This is a genomic window from Nostoc sp. NMS9, assembly GCF_017114995.1.
In the GTDB taxonomy this organism is placed as follows: Bacteria; Cyanobacteriota; Cyanobacteriia; order Cyanobacteriales; family Nostocaceae; genus Nostoc.
The window spans coordinates 32,976-48,086 of sequence record NZ_JABXKL010000097.1; the positions used below are offsets into that span (position 1 = coordinate 32,976).

The following is a 15,111-nucleotide window of genomic DNA, read 5'->3' on the forward strand; positions in this document are numbered from 1 at the left end:
TAGGACTCCTATTTGATTTTTGAAAAAACTCAGTACAAATATATTCACTTCTTTTCTGTTCCCTGTTCTCTCCCTAAACAAGTAAGTTCAAGAATTAAATCAGATTCCTATATGTGAGGTTGAGCTTTATTCACGTAGGAATAATTCATTTAGACGCATACTCCTACAGAGAAGCAAGTTATACCAATTTCAAAAAAGAATTGATATTAATTTTGAATTTTGAATTCTGAGCATACCCTTTTTATTAAACAAGCTACGCACGCCTCTGGTAGAGAATCAATGTACGTGACTCAGCTTTTGGGTTTTTTGTTAGCGGCGTTAGCGCTAGAAATTGGTACTGCGGGAATTAGGCAGTTGTTTTTGAGGTAGAAAACTCCTAAAAATATTCTGAAATTGTATACAAATGTAAACAAGTTTGAGAAACAGGAAATTCGTGTCTCTCAAACTTGTTTACGAAAATTAACTTAAAGTTAGAACAAAATGGATAACTCAAGAGGATTTTATTGCCGATTGAGTTTCAAAGATGCTTTTCGAGAGTGGAAGCTAATGTAGTTTTAGGCACAGCGCCGACCACCATATCCACTTTTTGTCCACCCTTAAAAATCATTAATGTGGGAATGCTGCGGATGCCGTACTGACTAGCAACATTCGGATTTTCATCTGTGTTGACTTTTACGACCTTTATTTGACCTTTGTACTGTTCGGAGATTTCATCGACAACAGGAGCTACCATACGGCATGGTCCGCACCAGGGTGCCCAAAAGTCAACTAAAACTGGTACATCGCTGTCGAGTACTTCTTGCTTGAAACTAGAATCGGTAACTTGTGCGGCTGTTGACATGCCTAAAACCTTCGCCAATAATTTCTGAACTTGGTGAAAATTCTACCATAGCAAAAACCTCAGCTTGGGAGTGCGAGGATGTACATTTGCAAAGAAGCTCTAGAATTTATTTACAAACATAAGGAACCGCCCGAACAGTAGTCCGGGCGGAGTGTGGTGTGAGGAGTGAACGGAAACATGCGTCTCCGCTATCTCTATTGTAAGCGACATATCGGATTTTTCCAGCAATTGTTTAGGGGGCTAGAAAAATTTATTCAACAATTGAGCATTGAGCATTGGGCATTGGGCATTGGTTATTCTCCTTGTCTCGCTTATTCCCATGCCCGATGCACCATCCGCCATCCCCCAATTCTATTTCCCCATACCTAATTGTTGAGCTTTTTGGTAAACTTTGCCCTCGGTTAATAAAGAAGGTGCAATTACAACTTCCACTTGCTGCATTTCTTTAATATTTTTCACTCCCAAAGTGCCCATACTGGTCTTTAAGGCTCCTAAAAGATTGTGAGTACCATCATCTAGTCCTGCTGGGCCAATGAGTATTTGCTCTAGGCTACCAGTGGTAGCAACACGAATGCGGGTGCCACGGGGCAAGACTGGGCTAGGAGTTGCCATACCCCAATGATAACCTCGTCCAGGGGCTTCTGCGGCTCTGGCAAAGGGGGAGCCAATCATCACACCATCAGCACCACAGGCGATGCATTTGCAAATGTCTCCACCGGTGATTAAACCACCATCAGCAATAATGGGGATATAGTTGCCAGTTTCGTTATAGTAATCATCTCGTGCTGCGGCACAATCTGCGATCGCAGTCGCCTGTGGCACACCCACACCCAACACCCCACGAGAAGTACAAGCCGCACCAGGCCCAATTCCCACCAGTACCCCAGCCGCCCCAGCTTTCAACAAATTCAACGTGACTTCGTAAGTCACGCAATTCCCCAACACCACGGGGATGGGCATGGAACGGCAAAATTCTGCTAAATCGAGTGGTACTAAAGACTCTGGTGACAGATGTGCAGTAGAAACTACCGTAGCTTGGACAAAAAATAAATCTGCCCCAGCTTTTGCGACTGCCTCACCGTATTTACTTGCACCGGCTGGAGTCGCACTTACCGCTGCGATGCCACCTTGTTGTTTAATTTCCTGAATACGTTGTTCAATTAATTCCGGTTTTATTGGTTCGGCATAGAGTTCTTGCATGAGGGCAACAAATTCATCTTTCCCCACAGAGGTAATCCGATCTAATATTGGCTCTGGGTCGGCATAGCGAGTTTGAATACCCTCTAAATTGAGGACACCTAATGCTCCTAACTGTGACAAACGTACAGCCATGCGAACATCTACCACGCCATCCATAGCACTAGCAATTATCGGGATTTCTCGCTCAATATTGCCAATACGCCACTTAGTATCTGCCAAACTGGGGTCTAGTGTTCTATTACCAGGGGCTAGAGCAATTTCATCTATTCCGTAAGCTCTGCGAGCCGTTTTTCCCCGCCCAAGTTGAATTTCCACGCTTTAACTTTACTCAAATCTGTTTAAGCTAGGGTATCAAATTGTGGAGAAATTTGGGGCGTTTTTTTCCCGAACCATATAAGTGACTAATGACAGTAGTCACTAGTCATTTGGATTTTGACCAATTCAAAATCCAAAATTAGTTTGATTTATCGTTTATTTTTAGCGGCATCCACACCAGTGTAACCAGTTGCTAACCAAATTATCGCTCTAGCTCCATCACGAATAGATTTTTCAATAGATTCAGGGGGTTTTTCTGAAGGAACTGGCACTGGTTTTAAATAAATACCCCGACTACCCAAAATAATTTCGCCAATGACACAAGCCCGGCGCATGTGGAAGTCTGAAGTAATCAAATAAACGCTCTTAATACCGCGAGCTTGCAAATCATCTACCAAAGTAGTAAAATTAGTAACTGTATCTACTGCTTCATAATCCAAGTGTAAACGTTGAGGATCAACACCAGCTTTGGTAAACACTTTTTGGGTGAATGTACGTGGACTGCCGCCTGTAATCCAAATCGGTATATTTGGATGCTCCCGAACGAATTTTGCTGTAAATTTTTCTCGCTCTAAATGTCTAGTTGAACCACCTAACACTACAACTGCCTGCGGCTGCACAAATTGGTTTTGTACTTCTTTGTATCCCCACCACATAAATATTGGTAGGACAAAAGCCATAAAACGAAAAGATTTATTTGTAAAGAGTAGCTTATTCAAGGCTCAATAACTTAATTTACTTAGTGCACAATTTTCTCTGGATACAAGAAAAAACAATTGATAGTAGAGTAGCAAACTTCCAAAGAATCTGCCCAAATTCTGCCCAAATATAAATTTGGTTGGTTTTCGTGTAACAGCACGATTGAGCGTGCCTGGAGTTTTTCCTCTAATTAGATGTAATTGATGGATTATCCTAACCGATATCGGACGATTCATCAAAGGGTTCTAACAACTTTATATAACTTTATATAGAGTAGTTCTCAATTGCACAGAATCAGCAGCCAATCGCGTGGACGGATATCCCGACTTAGGCGAACTGGCGTACCACTGTTAGGGGCACAGCAATGCTCTTACCATATTAATTGCTGTATATATGAATTGTCTGAATATAACGGGACTGGTGCGACTTGAACGCACGACCTGACGCTTAGGAGGCGTCCGCTCTATCCAACTGAGCTACAACCCCAACTACGAAGCATATATCATTATAGCAGTAGTTTTAGGGAGACTGCCAACAATTATCCCAAGAGCCGCCGCCTACTTCTAAACCACAAAGAAAACTTTCTGCTTTTAGAATTATTTTAGATTTTCTCCCATTTAGTTGTCGTAACTCTAAATTTAGTTTTCCTTGCATGGTGTCCCGGCAACAGTATCTTAAACCTTCTGCTGTTGGCGCACGTAGAGGTGTACCAGATAAATCTGTGGTTCCTGTTAATTCAATTTCATAATTAGAGTTGCTAGCTTTCATTTGCCATCTACCCCAAGGCTGAATTTCCCACTCTACTTGTGAATTCCAGGGAACGAATTCATAAAACTTGCCTTGATAGTGCAGTCCAATCATCGCTACAGATTCCATCCACCACAGCACACCCCGCCGTCCACCGCCAGCAGTTAATGCTAAGTCAGGTTCACCCTCGAAGCAATTACAGTTTATCCAAAACCATTTTTGGGGAAAAGCACCACCCCAATTTTTCTCTCCGTAGGCTGGGGCGTTAGTGAATTCGTAGATTTTGCCATTCCAGTCAATCTTCCCACTGGCTAGACCGTGAGCCATCAAAATTTGCCATCCAGGTTCAAAAATCTGCAAGAATGACAGCCAGCCTGCGGTTGATTGCTGAATGGCATTTTGATTGCCCCAACCGTATACTGGTTGAATTTCATACTGCCAACGGCAATAATTATTGGTGGCGCGATCGCGAATTATTCCTTGATTCAAGGTGGCCGTAGCTTGATAGCCTTCTTGGACATGATACTCAAACTCTGCTGGGAGTAAGTATAGGGGTGAAACTTGCAAATTATTTTTACCCCAATGACCTAAACCCAAAACATCCCGACTACCCCAAAATTTGTTGACATCAGGAAAAGTACGGCAGAGGTACTGATCATCCGGGCCGAGGATTTGAGCTGCACCGCCACTGTAAGGTTTACCACCGATGGGATCTTCAATAGAGTACATAAAGGCGAATGTTTGCCCAATTTCCGGTAGTGTGACACGGTAATACCAACCTTCAAAGAAGCGGCGACTACTACCATCCCAGTGATAGCCAGAATGGGGCGTTTGGAGAGAATTTAAGGGAATAGTTAACATAGATTTATCTAATTGCCGATTTTTTCAGTATGCGCGACGATCGCTTCGATATTAATGATGCTTATGAAATTCTTGGGCTGAAACCCGGTGCATCTCAAGCACAGGTGAAGCGAACTTACCGTAAACTGGTGAAAATTTGGCATCCCGATCGCTTTGTCGATCAAAGGCAAAAACAGGAAGCTGAGGAAAAAATCAAATCAATCAACGCAGCTTACAACAGGCTCAAATCTGAAATTCCATCTGAGCCTCCCATTCCTGAAAATCCATCTTCATCTTCGCCTAAAAATCCCCCAAAAATATCTGTCAATCGTTGGGATGCAGAAACTTTCTACACTTTAGGAGTAGAAAATGCTACACAAGGCAGATATGAGGATGCGATCGCAGATTTTACCCACGCAATTCGTCTCAATCCTCACTATATTGATGCATATAAATATCGTGGGCTAGTTTGCTCACAATTAGGATATGAATATAGAGCCGCTTCCGATTTAAATAAAGCTGCACAAATAGAAGAAGAGTTAATAAATCCGGGTGCTACACGTAGATCGCGATCGCCTAGATATGTATCAAAACCTAGACCTCTGGTAGAAAGATTTTGTCAGAGGATAAAAAGTTTACTGCGGCTAAATCGGCGTTGGAGATAAGGAACAAATATAGTTTAAGCTGCTTCAAACGGCGACACCAGAGATGGAGTTAGATACTACTTATACTTGGGAATACTAAGTGTAGTAAGATTTGCTGCTGATTTCTTAGTATGAGCAATGTCCTCGATATAAATCATATTTACAATATCCTTGGGTTAAAACCAGGTGCATCTGCTGATGAGGTCAAGCAAGCTTACCGCCAGATGGCTAAGACTTGGCATCCAGATTGTTTTTTTGAACCGCAGCAAAAGCTAGAAGCAGAAAAAAAAATCAAAGAAATCAATCAAGCTTATGCAAGGTTAAAGTCTTATCAGCCAAATGAGACAAATCAATCTGCTTCCACTTCCACCAAAATTGATTTCACTCCATCTAATGCAGAAAGTTTCTACAAACTGGGCATGGAGAAAGCTCAAAAAGGAAAATATACTGAAGCAATTGAAGACTTTACCCAAGCGATTCGTCTCAACCCCAACTACTTTGAAGCTTACAAATACCGAGGGCTTGCTTGCTCGAAACTAGGATATGAAAATAGAGCCAAGTCAGATTTGAAAAATGCCAGAGAACTGGAACTGAAACAGAAAAAAGCACCGCCAAAGCCACCAACGCCGCCACCACCCAAACCGACATCGCCACCGCCAAAGCCACCAACGCCAACACCACCACCTGAATCACAGTCTCAACCTTCACCGTGGAAATGTGTACACACCCTGACTCATCTGAACTGGGTTTTTACAACTGCAATCAGTCCAGATGGGCAAACTTTGGCTAGTGGAAGTAGTGATAATACTATCAAGATTTGGCATCTCGACACAGGTAAATTACTACATACTCTCACTAGTCATACAAAATGGGTAAGATGCCTAGCCTTTAGCTCAGATAGCCAAACTCTGGTTAGTGGCAGTGATGACAGCAGCATAATGATTTGGCAAGTATCTACAGGTAAATTACTCAAGACCCTGAAAGTACATTCAACCCCAGTTTTTTCTGTAATCATTAGTCCAGATGGTCAAACTATCTTGAGTGGCGGTACAGACACTACTATCAAGGTTTCCCATATAGAGATGGGACAATTACTGGAAGTCCTCAAAGGTCATTCTGGCTTGGTTTACTCCCTTGCTATTTGCCGAAAACAACAGATTTTTGTAAGTGGCGGTGCGGATAATACCATTAAGCTGTGGAATTTGAAGAGTAACAAACTGCTGCAAACTCTCAACGGGCATTCAGGTTGGGTGATGTGTGTTGCTATCAGCCCCGATGGACAAATTTTAGCTAGTAGCAGTTATGACCAGACTATCAAGCTATGGGACAGTAGTACAGGTAAGCTAATTAACACTCTTGCCGGACATCGCAGCTATGTTTGTGCGATCGCTTTTAGTCCCGATGGTCAGCATCTTGCTAGTGGTAGTGCAGATTGTACTGTGAAGCTATGGGATGTTAACACGGGACAAGAACTTTACACTTTGGATAACCATTCAGATTGGGTTAACTCTGTCGCTTTCAGTCGTGATGGCAAAACTTTGGTTAGTGGTAGTCGAGATATGACAATCAAGCTTTGGCAATGTGATATCTAACAACAAATTAAAAATTTAGAGAATTGAAGCAAATTGTTAGATTTTTTGATCAATCCATTAATTGACAGCATAATAACATCCATCTTTGGTATACTCTTTCCTTTGATTAAGTATTAACTCTCTAAAGATTAAGTATTAACTCCCTGGAGATAGAGCCACTTGTTTGAGCGCAGAGGTTATTCTGATATCACCAACAGTTAAGTAGCAAATAAGACTCAACATTTATCAGCAACATATATTTTCAGTTCATTAAAACCTCTTGTTTTTAGAAAGCTTTAGTTCATCAATATCTTAATCTGAGGAGTTAAATCAACGGCTATGTCTATTCCCAATGAACGCGAAATCAAAAACAGTGAAGTTAAGCAAGAATCTTACACTGATACTAATGGTAATACTCACACCCATTTGACACGAAACACTGAAACAGTCAACAACAGCACAGCTAATCCCAACTCTTACACTAACGGTTACGTACAAGGTCGAAATGTTGAGCGTAGCTACCAGCAAGCAGATTTAGCCCAGCGTGATGAAAACAATGCTAGTGGTGGTTTGCTGTTGGGTATTATCATTACTTCCCTGCTTGGTTTGGTTATAGGTGGGGTCTGGTACTTCAACCAGCAGAATAACGCAGCAGTTAACAATACTGTGCCAGTTGTGGTTCCTGTACCGAGTAAGAGTAGTCCAACGCCCAGTGCATCTCCTCAACCACCAACGACGATAATCGAAAGAACTAGGGAAGTACCTGTACCTGTTGCTGTTCCTGTTCCCCAACAGCAAGTTACACCTCCGTCTGCACCTCGCCAACCGGATATTAACATTACTATTCCACCCCAGCAGCCTGCGGCAGAAAAAGCACCTTCTGTAACCCAGCCAGCCCCTAAAGCGACACAAAGTCCGGCGACGAGTCCAACTACTAATACTCCGGCTTCGCAGAACGATACTTCTACTAATACTGTTGCTCCTGGTACGAAAAGTGACACCTCTAAAAGTACTATACCTCAAGGAGTAGACCAGTCAAACAGTACATCTAATACTGGTTCTTCTACCGCAGGCGGTTCTGGTCAATAAAGGCTTCTGAACTTTCAGCCCACTTGGTATGTTGACGTAAATGCCAACATATAACAAGTGGGACAATTTTTAAGTAATATTTCTGAATTGTTGCGATAAATTAATGGTATTCAAGTTTAGTAAACGTGTCTTGTAGCTAAACAAACACAATGCTAGATTAAGACCAAGGTACAAACAGGTTAAAAGTTTAACAAAACTTTCAAGTTAGAGCCTGTGCCTCCTGCTCTAATCTTATCGCGATCGCTATGATTGGTTGTGGCATCCGTTGAATGTGTTTTTGCCTTAAGTTCAATGAGTTGTTTTGGAGGTTTTAGAACGCACAGCCAGAAAATGCCTGCCTAGTTGGAATATAAGGATGTGCAATTCTGAGTAAAGCGATCGCGAATACTGTCCACCAAATTTTAAGTTAGTCATTTCTGAATTCTCCAATCTTCAAGGAACCGCCCCAAGCTATTGAGATTTATCTATCGTAGCTTCAGGCGGTTTCTGCTTTGAGTTTATGTATTTAAATTGCACTCTGACCTGAGGGCTGTCCTTTGTCATTTGTCATTTGTCATTTGTCCTTCGTCATTTGTCATTTATTTATACCAATGGGCCTTACTGATTGAAAGTATGAATTAGGCTCACGCAAAGGTGCAAAGAAACATTGTTTATTCATATCGAAAAATGTCAATTCATACTCTGATTCAGCAACGCCAACCAATGACCAATGACCAATGACCAATGACCAATGACCAATGACCAATGACCAATGACTAATGACGAATTAAAGTAATTACAGTCACTTCAGGCGGACAAAATAAACGTCCTGGTTTATAAGTTCCTAAACCACGATTGACATATAGTTGATTTTCTTCCACCTTGTGAAACCCTTGCGCCCACTCCCAATATCGGACTACTTTCGAGCAGTCTCCTAAGAAAAATGTTACCCAACGCCGCAATTTTTTGGGAATTTGTTTGAGGAACTTTTTATAATAAAGTACTACAGGGCCAATGCCCGGAATGACGATGTGACCACCGTGGGTATGACCAGATAGTTGCAAATCTACGCGCCATTGTTGCAATATCTTGGCTGTATCTGGGTTATGAGATAAAACAATGCGCGGTGTAACCGAGTCTAGTTGATTCATGACTGGTGCGGGGTAAAATTCCCGTGACCAATAATCAGCTAGTCCTACCAATGGTAATTCTTTTCCTAATGGATAGGCGATTTCATTCCAAAGCACATGCACCCCAATGCTGGTTAAGGCTTGTGTAACTTCTGCTTTGGAGTGACTGTAATAGATATCGTGGTTCCCAAGTACGGCGTAGATACCACAGCGACTTTGCAGATGCTTGAGTCGAAGCACCAATTGGTGAATTGGTGTGGGATCGTCAGTTACGTAGTCACCAGTTAATAGAATTAAATCTGGTTCAGCTTCATTAGTAAGTGCGATCGCTTTTTCTAACATTTCTTCCGACAGTCGCAAACCATCGTAGTGAAAATCTGACAACTGTACTAACGTTGTACCTTGTAAAGATGCAGGAAGTTCCGCAATCTTAACCGTTATTTTATCTACTCTTAAATGTCCTGTAAACAACCAATGCATAAGTCAACCGATACTCCTCATACCAGCGTTTACAGCTTACCAAAAATAAAAATGTAACTTGATAAAATGCAATAATTTATGTCATCTACTTCAGATACAATTAATTCATTGATTTAAATTCTGCGATGAAAGTAAGCAGGTTATGACTGAGTTTGCAAGCACTCATTAGCCAGAATAACTGCTGTGATTGCGTTCTTTTATTTTGAATTTGGAATTATTTACTCACCTTGTAGGGTGATTATAGTAACTTCTGGGCGGCAAAATAAGCGTCCTGGGAGGTAAGTTCCCAAACCACGATTGACATATAGCTGATTTTTACCTAGCCGATGCAAACCCTGCGCCCATTCCCAATGGTTGACTACAGAAACATTTACTTCTAAAAACGGGACTCGACGCCGCACTTTTCTGGGTATTTTTTTTACAAGCTTTTCGTAAAACAACGCCGCAGGGCCAATTCCGGGAATCACGATTTGACCACCGTGAGTATGACCAGATAATTGTAAATCAACTCGCCATCTTTGTAATATCTCCGCAGTATCTGGGTTGTGAGATAAAACAATGCAGGGTGTGTCAGAGTTTAGCTGGTTCATAACTGGTGCGGGATGGAATTCTCGTGACCAATAATCAGCAAGTCCAACGAGTGGTAATTCTTTTCCTAGTGGATAGGCAATTTCGTTCCAAAGGACGTGAATTCCAATACTAGTAAGGGCTTCTGTAACTTCGGCTTTTGCCTGTCTGTAATGTATATCGTGATTGCCAAGAATAGCATAGATACCACTGCGACTTTGCAGATTTTTGAGTCGAAGTACCAGTTGGTGAATTGGCGTCGGTTCGTCAGTTACGTAGTCACCAGTTAATAAAATTAAATCTGGTTTAGCTTCGTTAGTAACTGCGATCGCTTTTTCTAACATCTCTTCCGACAGCCGCAAACCATCGTAGTGAAAATCTGATAACTGCACCAGCTTTTTACCTTGTAACGATGCAGGCAACCCTGCAATGTTAACCGTCAATGCTTCTGTACTTAACGGCCCAGATAACAACCAATGCATAAGACGTTCAATAAAGCTCAATCATAGCGCTTACAGCTTAACTGAACATTGTTGGTTTGTGTGTAGCGACCAGTGCAACTTATTGAAAATTTCATGAAAGCTGTAGATTTTAGCGTATTTATAACTCGTTTAAATCAGACATAGCTTTGCTGTTATTTTATCTCAAAGTATGGTGCATTCCTCTGAAAGGCGCGGGATAGTGATTCATGTTACGTATATAAATCGACTATACGGTCAGGGTTGATTTTGGTAGAGTATACTGTATTACATACTACCACATTGAACCAAAACACCTAAAGCTGTTTATGTCGTCATCATTAGAGCCACAATTCATCCAGGATTTTACCCACTTTGAGCAGCACGTAGCAAAATTGATTCATAAAGCAGATTGGACAGTTGAAACTGCAAAGACCAATCAACCTGGCTACGATCTAGTGGTTAAAAAAGGAAACCTAGTTGGTGTTGTTCAGGTTAAATGGCTAAAAAGTAACGTAACAGCCCCACAGCTTTTAAAGTTTGCTGACTTTTTAGATTCTGACGAAGGCAAAAAATTTAATTTTGGTTGGTTCATAACTACAAAAGGATTTGGCGGCCCAGCATTGGCATTAATGAGAACCTGGGGTAAAGATACTAAAGTTCGCTGTGGGATTGCCCATGAAAATAAGCTGGTTGGGATTGATGGTGATTACGTCATTGGGGGCAGAGGTAATCCTGAGACTCCCGAAGAAACTACGTCAAAAAAAGTTTATTTTGGAGTTTTTACCTGTAAAGGCGGAGTAGGAAAAACAACTGTAGCAGGTCATTTAGCAGGAGCATTAGCGCTGCAAGGATTTAATGTAGCACTTGTGGATTTAGACCCAGAACAAAATCTGCAAAAATTAGTAGGTGATGGGGTTTTTGTTCCCAATCCTAAAGGGGTAGGTACAACTATTCAAGTTTTTGATGGGAAGGATTGGGATGAAGATGCTGCCCGTGACTGTCAAATAGTAATTTGCGATTGCTCGCCAGCATTAGAGCGTAATCCCCCAGAGTTAGTTAAGCGTTTAGATTATTGTATTATCCCAACAACCTTCAATCCACTGGGAATAAGTAAGCACGGTAAAGTTATTCAAGATACTGTTAAAGAAATACGTGAAATCAATAATAAAGCTCATTTATTTGTACTAGTTAACAACTTTAAAGATCCTGGGATTAAGCGTTTAAGGCTTTTAAAAGAAGTTTATTCTAATGCTTATAAAGAAATTAGTAAAATAGATAATAAATTTCATTGTATAGATCCTGAAGAAGTTTGTATTCGGACTAGCGACCTACTTTACTACTGGGGTATACATATACTCGAAAATCCAGAAAATCCTGCCAGTAGATTAGCTTTTGATCTAGTTGGCGGAAGATGCTACCCGCGTGAAGATTTTATCAACTTAGCAGATTACATTGAAAGAGAAGCTGGTATAGGAATTCTTAGAGCTAATTAAGACTATTAAGATAAGTTTACACTTGGCGATCGCTAATCTTCTTATAGAATTTTTAGCAATATCTGTGCTAAGTTCGGTGGATTTTCTTATTTTAAACACCCTCCAAGCCCTAACACGCCCTACTAAGGCTAATTTTGATATTTTCGTTGCAAAACAATCAAAAAAATAACGCCTACCTGTCATTGTGGTGGCGCTATTTTTTATTTAATTCACAGTTAAAAATAGTTAAATGAATCTGCTAAATATTTGTCATTGATTGACCGCAATTTTTTATACTGCACTGCGGTTGGTTAATAAATTCCACAGGAAAACTGCGACAATTGCACCAAGAACTGCTACCGCAATACCTGGAATACTGAGACTAGGAGCGGCTAGAGATAAAGTTCCCGTACTGAAAAATACACCTAAACTACCGCCAACAAAAGCACCGATGATTCCTAACAAAATGGTTCCTAGAATTCCGCCACCTTGATGACCAGGGTAGATAGCTTTTGCGATCGCACCAGCAATTAGACCTAAAACAATCCAAGCAAGAATATTCATTGTTATTAAGTTGGTAAACGTTTTTGACTTACAAGTACATATTAACGATCTTCATTTCTGACTTAATCTACCATCAGAATTAATTATAAATATCCATTAGGAATAGTTTAATTGCTACTAGATTTTTTAATATATATATCGCGGCTACCATCCTGCTGAGGACAAGTCCGCTATGGATAGGTGTGACAGCCCCGTTCTCTTAGGATTTGCCAATGTCCTAAGCTGTCTGACCACTGCCATATGACCCATTTGAGGTAGATAGTCAATTAAAAAAAGCTCCTAGTAGGTCTTTAACTAGGGGCTTATACAAACTATTGCTTGGTAATTGCAGTATATGCATTTTTAATTAGCTCTCTCCTCTACTAGAAGAATTAAGCTGAGTTTTTAGAGACTGTCTCTAAAGTAATGTAAAGGAAGCAAAATCAGGCGATTGAGACGATCGCCTATCCTTTTGCAACTTCATGTCTAGTTTTTAATTTTTAATTGCTTATCCCACGATCGCTACCAATGACTTGATGGCTGAGATATGGGAACAGTCTGCGGTAATACCAATGCATACTTAGAAAAATCAGACTTACTAAGGTTAGCAACATAACGCCCAGAATCGTTGTATATGGCTTAGTACGCCACCAAAAGCCATTTGCACCTAGTCGCACAAGCTTCCAAAAGTTAGTTATATCGGCGCTTTCAGAATCGTGAATGGTGATTGGTAAGGATGCTGCTGTGTTTTGTCGTGCAATTGTCATTTTAATTACTCCTTTAGACCCAAATACTAAGACATTAGTTTTAAACTACGGTAATACGATAGATTTTATGTTATTTGTATATAATATCTCATAGCTTGATGCAATAAGCAAGTTTTAAGGGCATTGGGAATGGGGGATTGGGCATTAGTATTGAAAATTAGGTATTTACTAGATTGAATAATTGTTGCGTTGTGCTTTAAATCACTTTGCCAACTATGGCTCAAGGTGGTAAAAAACTGTTGTTGAATGATTCTCTTTACACAAGAGTTTGTTTTTTACGCCTAAGAAACTATCATGCCTAAACACATATCTGCAATCGTCGTATTTGTCTTAATCTTAATTTTGGGGTTTACATTTCCAGTTCAAGCTGCAACTCCCCGTTCAACTTGGGTGGTGAATGAAATTTACCAATATAATCATCCCTTTGCTTCTCAATTGCCTCAAGAACTAGCAACGAAGATGCAAAAGATGACAGCTAAAGATAGCCCTTTCACCTTTTATCGGGGGACGGCTCACATTTTTTATCGTGATATGCAGACCTTACCAAGTTCAGGATTTGTAAACTCTTTAACCTCAGCCATCTGGTTAGAAGGAGACATGCATCTGCAAAATCTTGGAGGGATAAGAGATAGCAAAGACAACAACGTTTTTGACACCACCGATTTTGATGAAGGCTATCTTGGCCCTTACGTTTGGGACTTGCGACGGATGGCAGTCTCCATTCTGTTGGTAGCTAAAGAAAACGGTCTTAGCTCAACTGATGCTGAGGATATTGTGCGAAATTTCTTGGATGCTTACTTGAATAAGATGAATGACTTTAAGGGAAGCAATGATGAACTGTCATACCGTTTGAAATCCAGCAATACCAACGGTGTGGTCAAAGATTTAATTCAAAAGGCATCAGATAAGAGCCGTTCTAAGTTTTTAAAAAAGTATACAGTGCTAAATAACAGTAACAATCGTGTCTTCAAGACAGCCTCAAAACTCCAGCCTGTATCCAGCAGCACCTATTCTGACATTGCTGGGGCTATGAGCAGCTACATCGCCTCAATTCCTAGCAGTAAGCGCTACAACAACAGTTACTACACCCTCAAAGACATTCGGCTTAAATTAAGTTCAGGTATTGGTAGTCTTGGTAAGTACCGATATTACTTACTGATTGAGGGCCCAAGTTCAGCAACCGACGACGATCGCATTTTAGAGATGAAGCAGGAAGGGAGTAGTGCAGTTGCGATCGCAGTTCCAGGTCTGCTGCCGAGTTCAGCCTACAGAAACCAAGAAGGGGCAAGGGTGACAATCACTACGAAAGCGATGTTATCCAATCTCGATCCCTTGGTTGGCTATACTACTGTCAGTAGCATCCCCTTTATGGTGCGTGAAAAATCACCCTACCAAGTGGACTTTGACTATAAGTTCTTAACCAGCAAGTCAAAATTTATGGATGCGATGGGATATGCAGGGAAGGTGGTTGCCAAAAACCATGCAATCTCCGATCGAGACTACGATGCTGCGATTATTCCTGTCAGCGTTGACAAAGAAGTGACTGATATTGTGAGCGGTAACAAAGCTGTATTCAAAGACGAAATTTTTAACTTTGCAGTGGACTATGCAACTCAAGTCGAATATGACTACAGGAGTTTTGTAGATGCTTATAAACAAGGGGTGAAACTCTACTAGAACATTGATTCAGTATTCAGAGATTGTTTTAATCTACACCAACATCAAATAATTGCTCCAATGAATTCGATTTTGCATTAATTAAATAG

At 40.8% G+C, this 15,111-nt stretch carries 14 protein-coding genes, 1 tRNA gene and 1 pseudogene; 6 read left to right on the top strand and 10 right to left on the bottom strand.

Annotated elements, in window-relative coordinates; translation table 11 throughout:
• Positions 1-279: 279 nt before the first annotated feature.
• Positions 280-369, top strand: a pseudogene (locus tag HWQ40_RS32235) (MarC family protein); the annotation flags it as partial.
• A 148-nt stretch (positions 370-517) separates the two neighbouring features.
• On the opposite strand, the gene trxA reads toward HWQ40_RS32235, so the two are convergent.
• From trxA to HWQ40_RS32260, 5 genes are all read right to left on the bottom strand, one after another.
• A complete protein-coding gene (gene trxA, locus HWQ40_RS32240; RefSeq protein ID WP_104909616.1) occupies positions 518-841 on the bottom strand; it encodes a thioredoxin in 324 nt (107 codons plus the stop codon).
• Positions 842-1,192: 351 nt separating this feature from the next.
• The gene (locus tag HWQ40_RS32245) at positions 1,193-2,356 is read right to left on the bottom strand and encodes a GuaB3 family IMP dehydrogenase-related protein (RefSeq protein ID WP_292736881.1); all 1,164 of its coding nucleotides are present in this window, start codon (positions 2,354-2,356) and stop codon (positions 1,193-1,195) included.
• Between the two features lie 149 nt (positions 2,357-2,505).
• Positions 2,506-3,036, bottom strand: a complete 531-nt coding sequence (locus tag HWQ40_RS32250) for a YdcF family protein (protein WP_292786043.1) — start codon at positions 3,034-3,036, stop codon at positions 2,506-2,508.
• Between the two features lie 431 nt (positions 3,037-3,467).
• Positions 3,468-3,541 (bottom strand) — tRNA-Arg (locus HWQ40_RS32255).
• A gap of 33 nt (positions 3,542-3,574) precedes the next feature.
• Entirely contained in the window at positions 3,575-4,663 is a 1,089-nt protein-coding gene (locus tag HWQ40_RS32260; RefSeq protein WP_292786045.1) for a tocopherol cyclase family protein, read from the bottom strand.
• A 29-nt stretch (positions 4,664-4,692) separates the two neighbouring features.
• Between HWQ40_RS32260 and HWQ40_RS32265 the strand changes: the two genes are divergently transcribed.
• The 3 genes from HWQ40_RS32265 to HWQ40_RS32275 all read left to right on the top strand — a co-directional run bounded on the left by HWQ40_RS32265 (position 4,693) and on the right by HWQ40_RS32275 (position 7,946).
• Positions 4,693-5,307 carry a DnaJ domain-containing protein gene (locus HWQ40_RS32265; RefSeq protein ID WP_292786046.1) on the top strand — a complete coding sequence of 205 codons (615 nt, stop codon included), beginning with the start codon at positions 4,693-4,695 and terminating at the stop codon, positions 5,305-5,307.
• A 110-nt stretch (positions 5,308-5,417) separates the two neighbouring features.
• Positions 5,418-6,878, top strand: a complete 1,461-nt coding sequence (locus HWQ40_RS32270; protein WP_292786047.1) for a DnaJ domain-containing protein — start codon at positions 5,418-5,420, stop codon at positions 6,876-6,878.
• Between the two features lie 318 nt (positions 6,879-7,196).
• Complete coding sequence (locus HWQ40_RS32275) at positions 7,197-7,946, top strand: hypothetical protein (protein ID WP_292786049.1); 750 nt, start codon at positions 7,197-7,199, stop codon at positions 7,944-7,946.
• A 288-nt stretch (positions 7,947-8,234) separates the two neighbouring features.
• On the opposite strand, the gene HWQ40_RS32280 is transcribed toward HWQ40_RS32275, so the two are convergent.
• The 3 genes from HWQ40_RS32280 to HWQ40_RS32290 all read right to left on the bottom strand — a co-directional run bounded on the left by HWQ40_RS32280 (position 8,235) and on the right by HWQ40_RS32290 (position 10,584).
• Positions 8,235-8,360: a hypothetical protein gene (locus HWQ40_RS32280; RefSeq protein ID WP_292786051.1), complete on the bottom strand. Its 126-nt coding sequence runs from the start codon at positions 8,358-8,360 to the stop codon at positions 8,235-8,237.
• A gap of 341 nt (positions 8,361-8,701) precedes the next feature.
• Positions 8,702-9,535, bottom strand: coding sequence for a metallophosphoesterase (locus tag HWQ40_RS32285; RefSeq protein ID WP_292786052.1), 834 nt, complete (start codon positions 9,533-9,535; stop codon positions 8,702-8,704).
• A 218-nt stretch (positions 9,536-9,753) separates the two neighbouring features.
• Positions 9,754-10,584, bottom strand: a complete 831-nt coding sequence (locus HWQ40_RS32290; RefSeq protein WP_292786053.1) for a metallophosphoesterase — start codon at positions 10,582-10,584, stop codon at positions 9,754-9,756.
• Between the two features lie 305 nt (positions 10,585-10,889).
• On the opposite strand from HWQ40_RS32290, the gene HWQ40_RS32295 reads away from it, so the two are divergent.
• Positions 10,890-12,056 (top strand): AAA family ATPase, encoded by a 1,167-nt coding sequence (locus HWQ40_RS32295; RefSeq protein WP_292786054.1) that lies wholly within the window; start codon positions 10,890-10,892, stop codon positions 12,054-12,056.
• 270 nt (positions 12,057-12,326) lie between these two features.
• On the opposite strand, the gene HWQ40_RS32300 is transcribed toward HWQ40_RS32295, so the two are convergent.
• The gene (locus HWQ40_RS32300) at positions 12,327-12,599 is read right to left on the bottom strand and encodes a GlsB/YeaQ/YmgE family stress response membrane protein (protein WP_185584679.1); all 273 of its coding nucleotides are present in this window, start codon (positions 12,597-12,599) and stop codon (positions 12,327-12,329) included.
• A 479-nt stretch (positions 12,600-13,078) separates the two neighbouring features.
• A complete protein-coding gene (locus tag HWQ40_RS32305) occupies positions 13,079-13,345 on the bottom strand; it encodes a hypothetical protein (RefSeq protein WP_292786057.1) in 267 nt (88 codons plus the stop codon).
• A 294-nt stretch (positions 13,346-13,639) separates the two neighbouring features.
• Here HWQ40_RS32305 and HWQ40_RS32310 point away from each other — a divergent pair, with 294 nt between their 5' ends.
• On the top strand, positions 13,640-15,022 hold the full coding sequence (locus tag HWQ40_RS32310; RefSeq protein WP_292786058.1) for a DUF2252 domain-containing protein: 1,383 nt from the start codon (positions 13,640-13,642) through the stop codon (positions 15,020-15,022).
• The last annotated feature ends 89 nt before the right edge of the window (positions 15,023-15,111 follow it).

Excerpts from the sequence above, each read along its gene's own strand:
- trxA (WP_104909616.1), bottom strand. The coding sequence starts at position 841 with ATGTCAACAGCCGCACAAGTTACCGATTCTAGTTTCAAGCAAGAAGTA.
- HWQ40_RS32250 (WP_292786043.1), bottom strand. The coding sequence starts at position 3,036 with ATGGCTTTTGTCCTACCAATATTTATGTGGTGGGGATACAAAGAAGTA.
- HWQ40_RS32260 (WP_292786045.1), bottom strand. The coding sequence starts at position 4,663 with ATGTTAACTATTCCCTTAAATTCTCTCCAAACGCCCCATTCTGGCTAT.
- HWQ40_RS32265 (WP_292786046.1), top strand. The coding sequence starts at position 4,693 with ATGCGCGACGATCGCTTCGATATTAATGATGCTTATGAAATTCTTGGG.
- HWQ40_RS32270 (WP_292786047.1), top strand. The coding sequence starts at position 5,418 with ATGAGCAATGTCCTCGATATAAATCATATTTACAATATCCTTGGGTTA.
- HWQ40_RS32275 (WP_292786049.1), top strand. The coding sequence starts at position 7,197 with ATGTCTATTCCCAATGAACGCGAAATCAAAAACAGTGAAGTTAAGCAA.
- HWQ40_RS32280 (WP_292786051.1), bottom strand. The coding sequence starts at position 8,360 with ATGACTAACTTAAAATTTGGTGGACAGTATTCGCGATCGCTTTACTCA.
- HWQ40_RS32285 (WP_292786052.1), bottom strand. The coding sequence starts at position 9,535 with ATGCATTGGTTGTTTACAGGACATTTAAGAGTAGATAAAATAACGGTT.
- HWQ40_RS32290 (WP_292786053.1), bottom strand. The coding sequence starts at position 10,584 with ATGCATTGGTTGTTATCTGGGCCGTTAAGTACAGAAGCATTGACGGTT.
- HWQ40_RS32295 (WP_292786054.1), top strand. The coding sequence starts at position 10,890 with ATGTCGTCATCATTAGAGCCACAATTCATCCAGGATTTTACCCACTTT.
- HWQ40_RS32300 (WP_185584679.1), bottom strand. The coding sequence starts at position 12,599 with ATGAATATTCTTGCTTGGATTGTTTTAGGTCTAATTGCTGGTGCGATC.
- HWQ40_RS32305 (WP_292786057.1), bottom strand. The coding sequence starts at position 13,345 with ATGACAATTGCACGACAAAACACAGCAGCATCCTTACCAATCACCATT.
- HWQ40_RS32310 (WP_292786058.1), top strand. The coding sequence starts at position 13,640 with ATGCCTAAACACATATCTGCAATCGTCGTATTTGTCTTAATCTTAATT.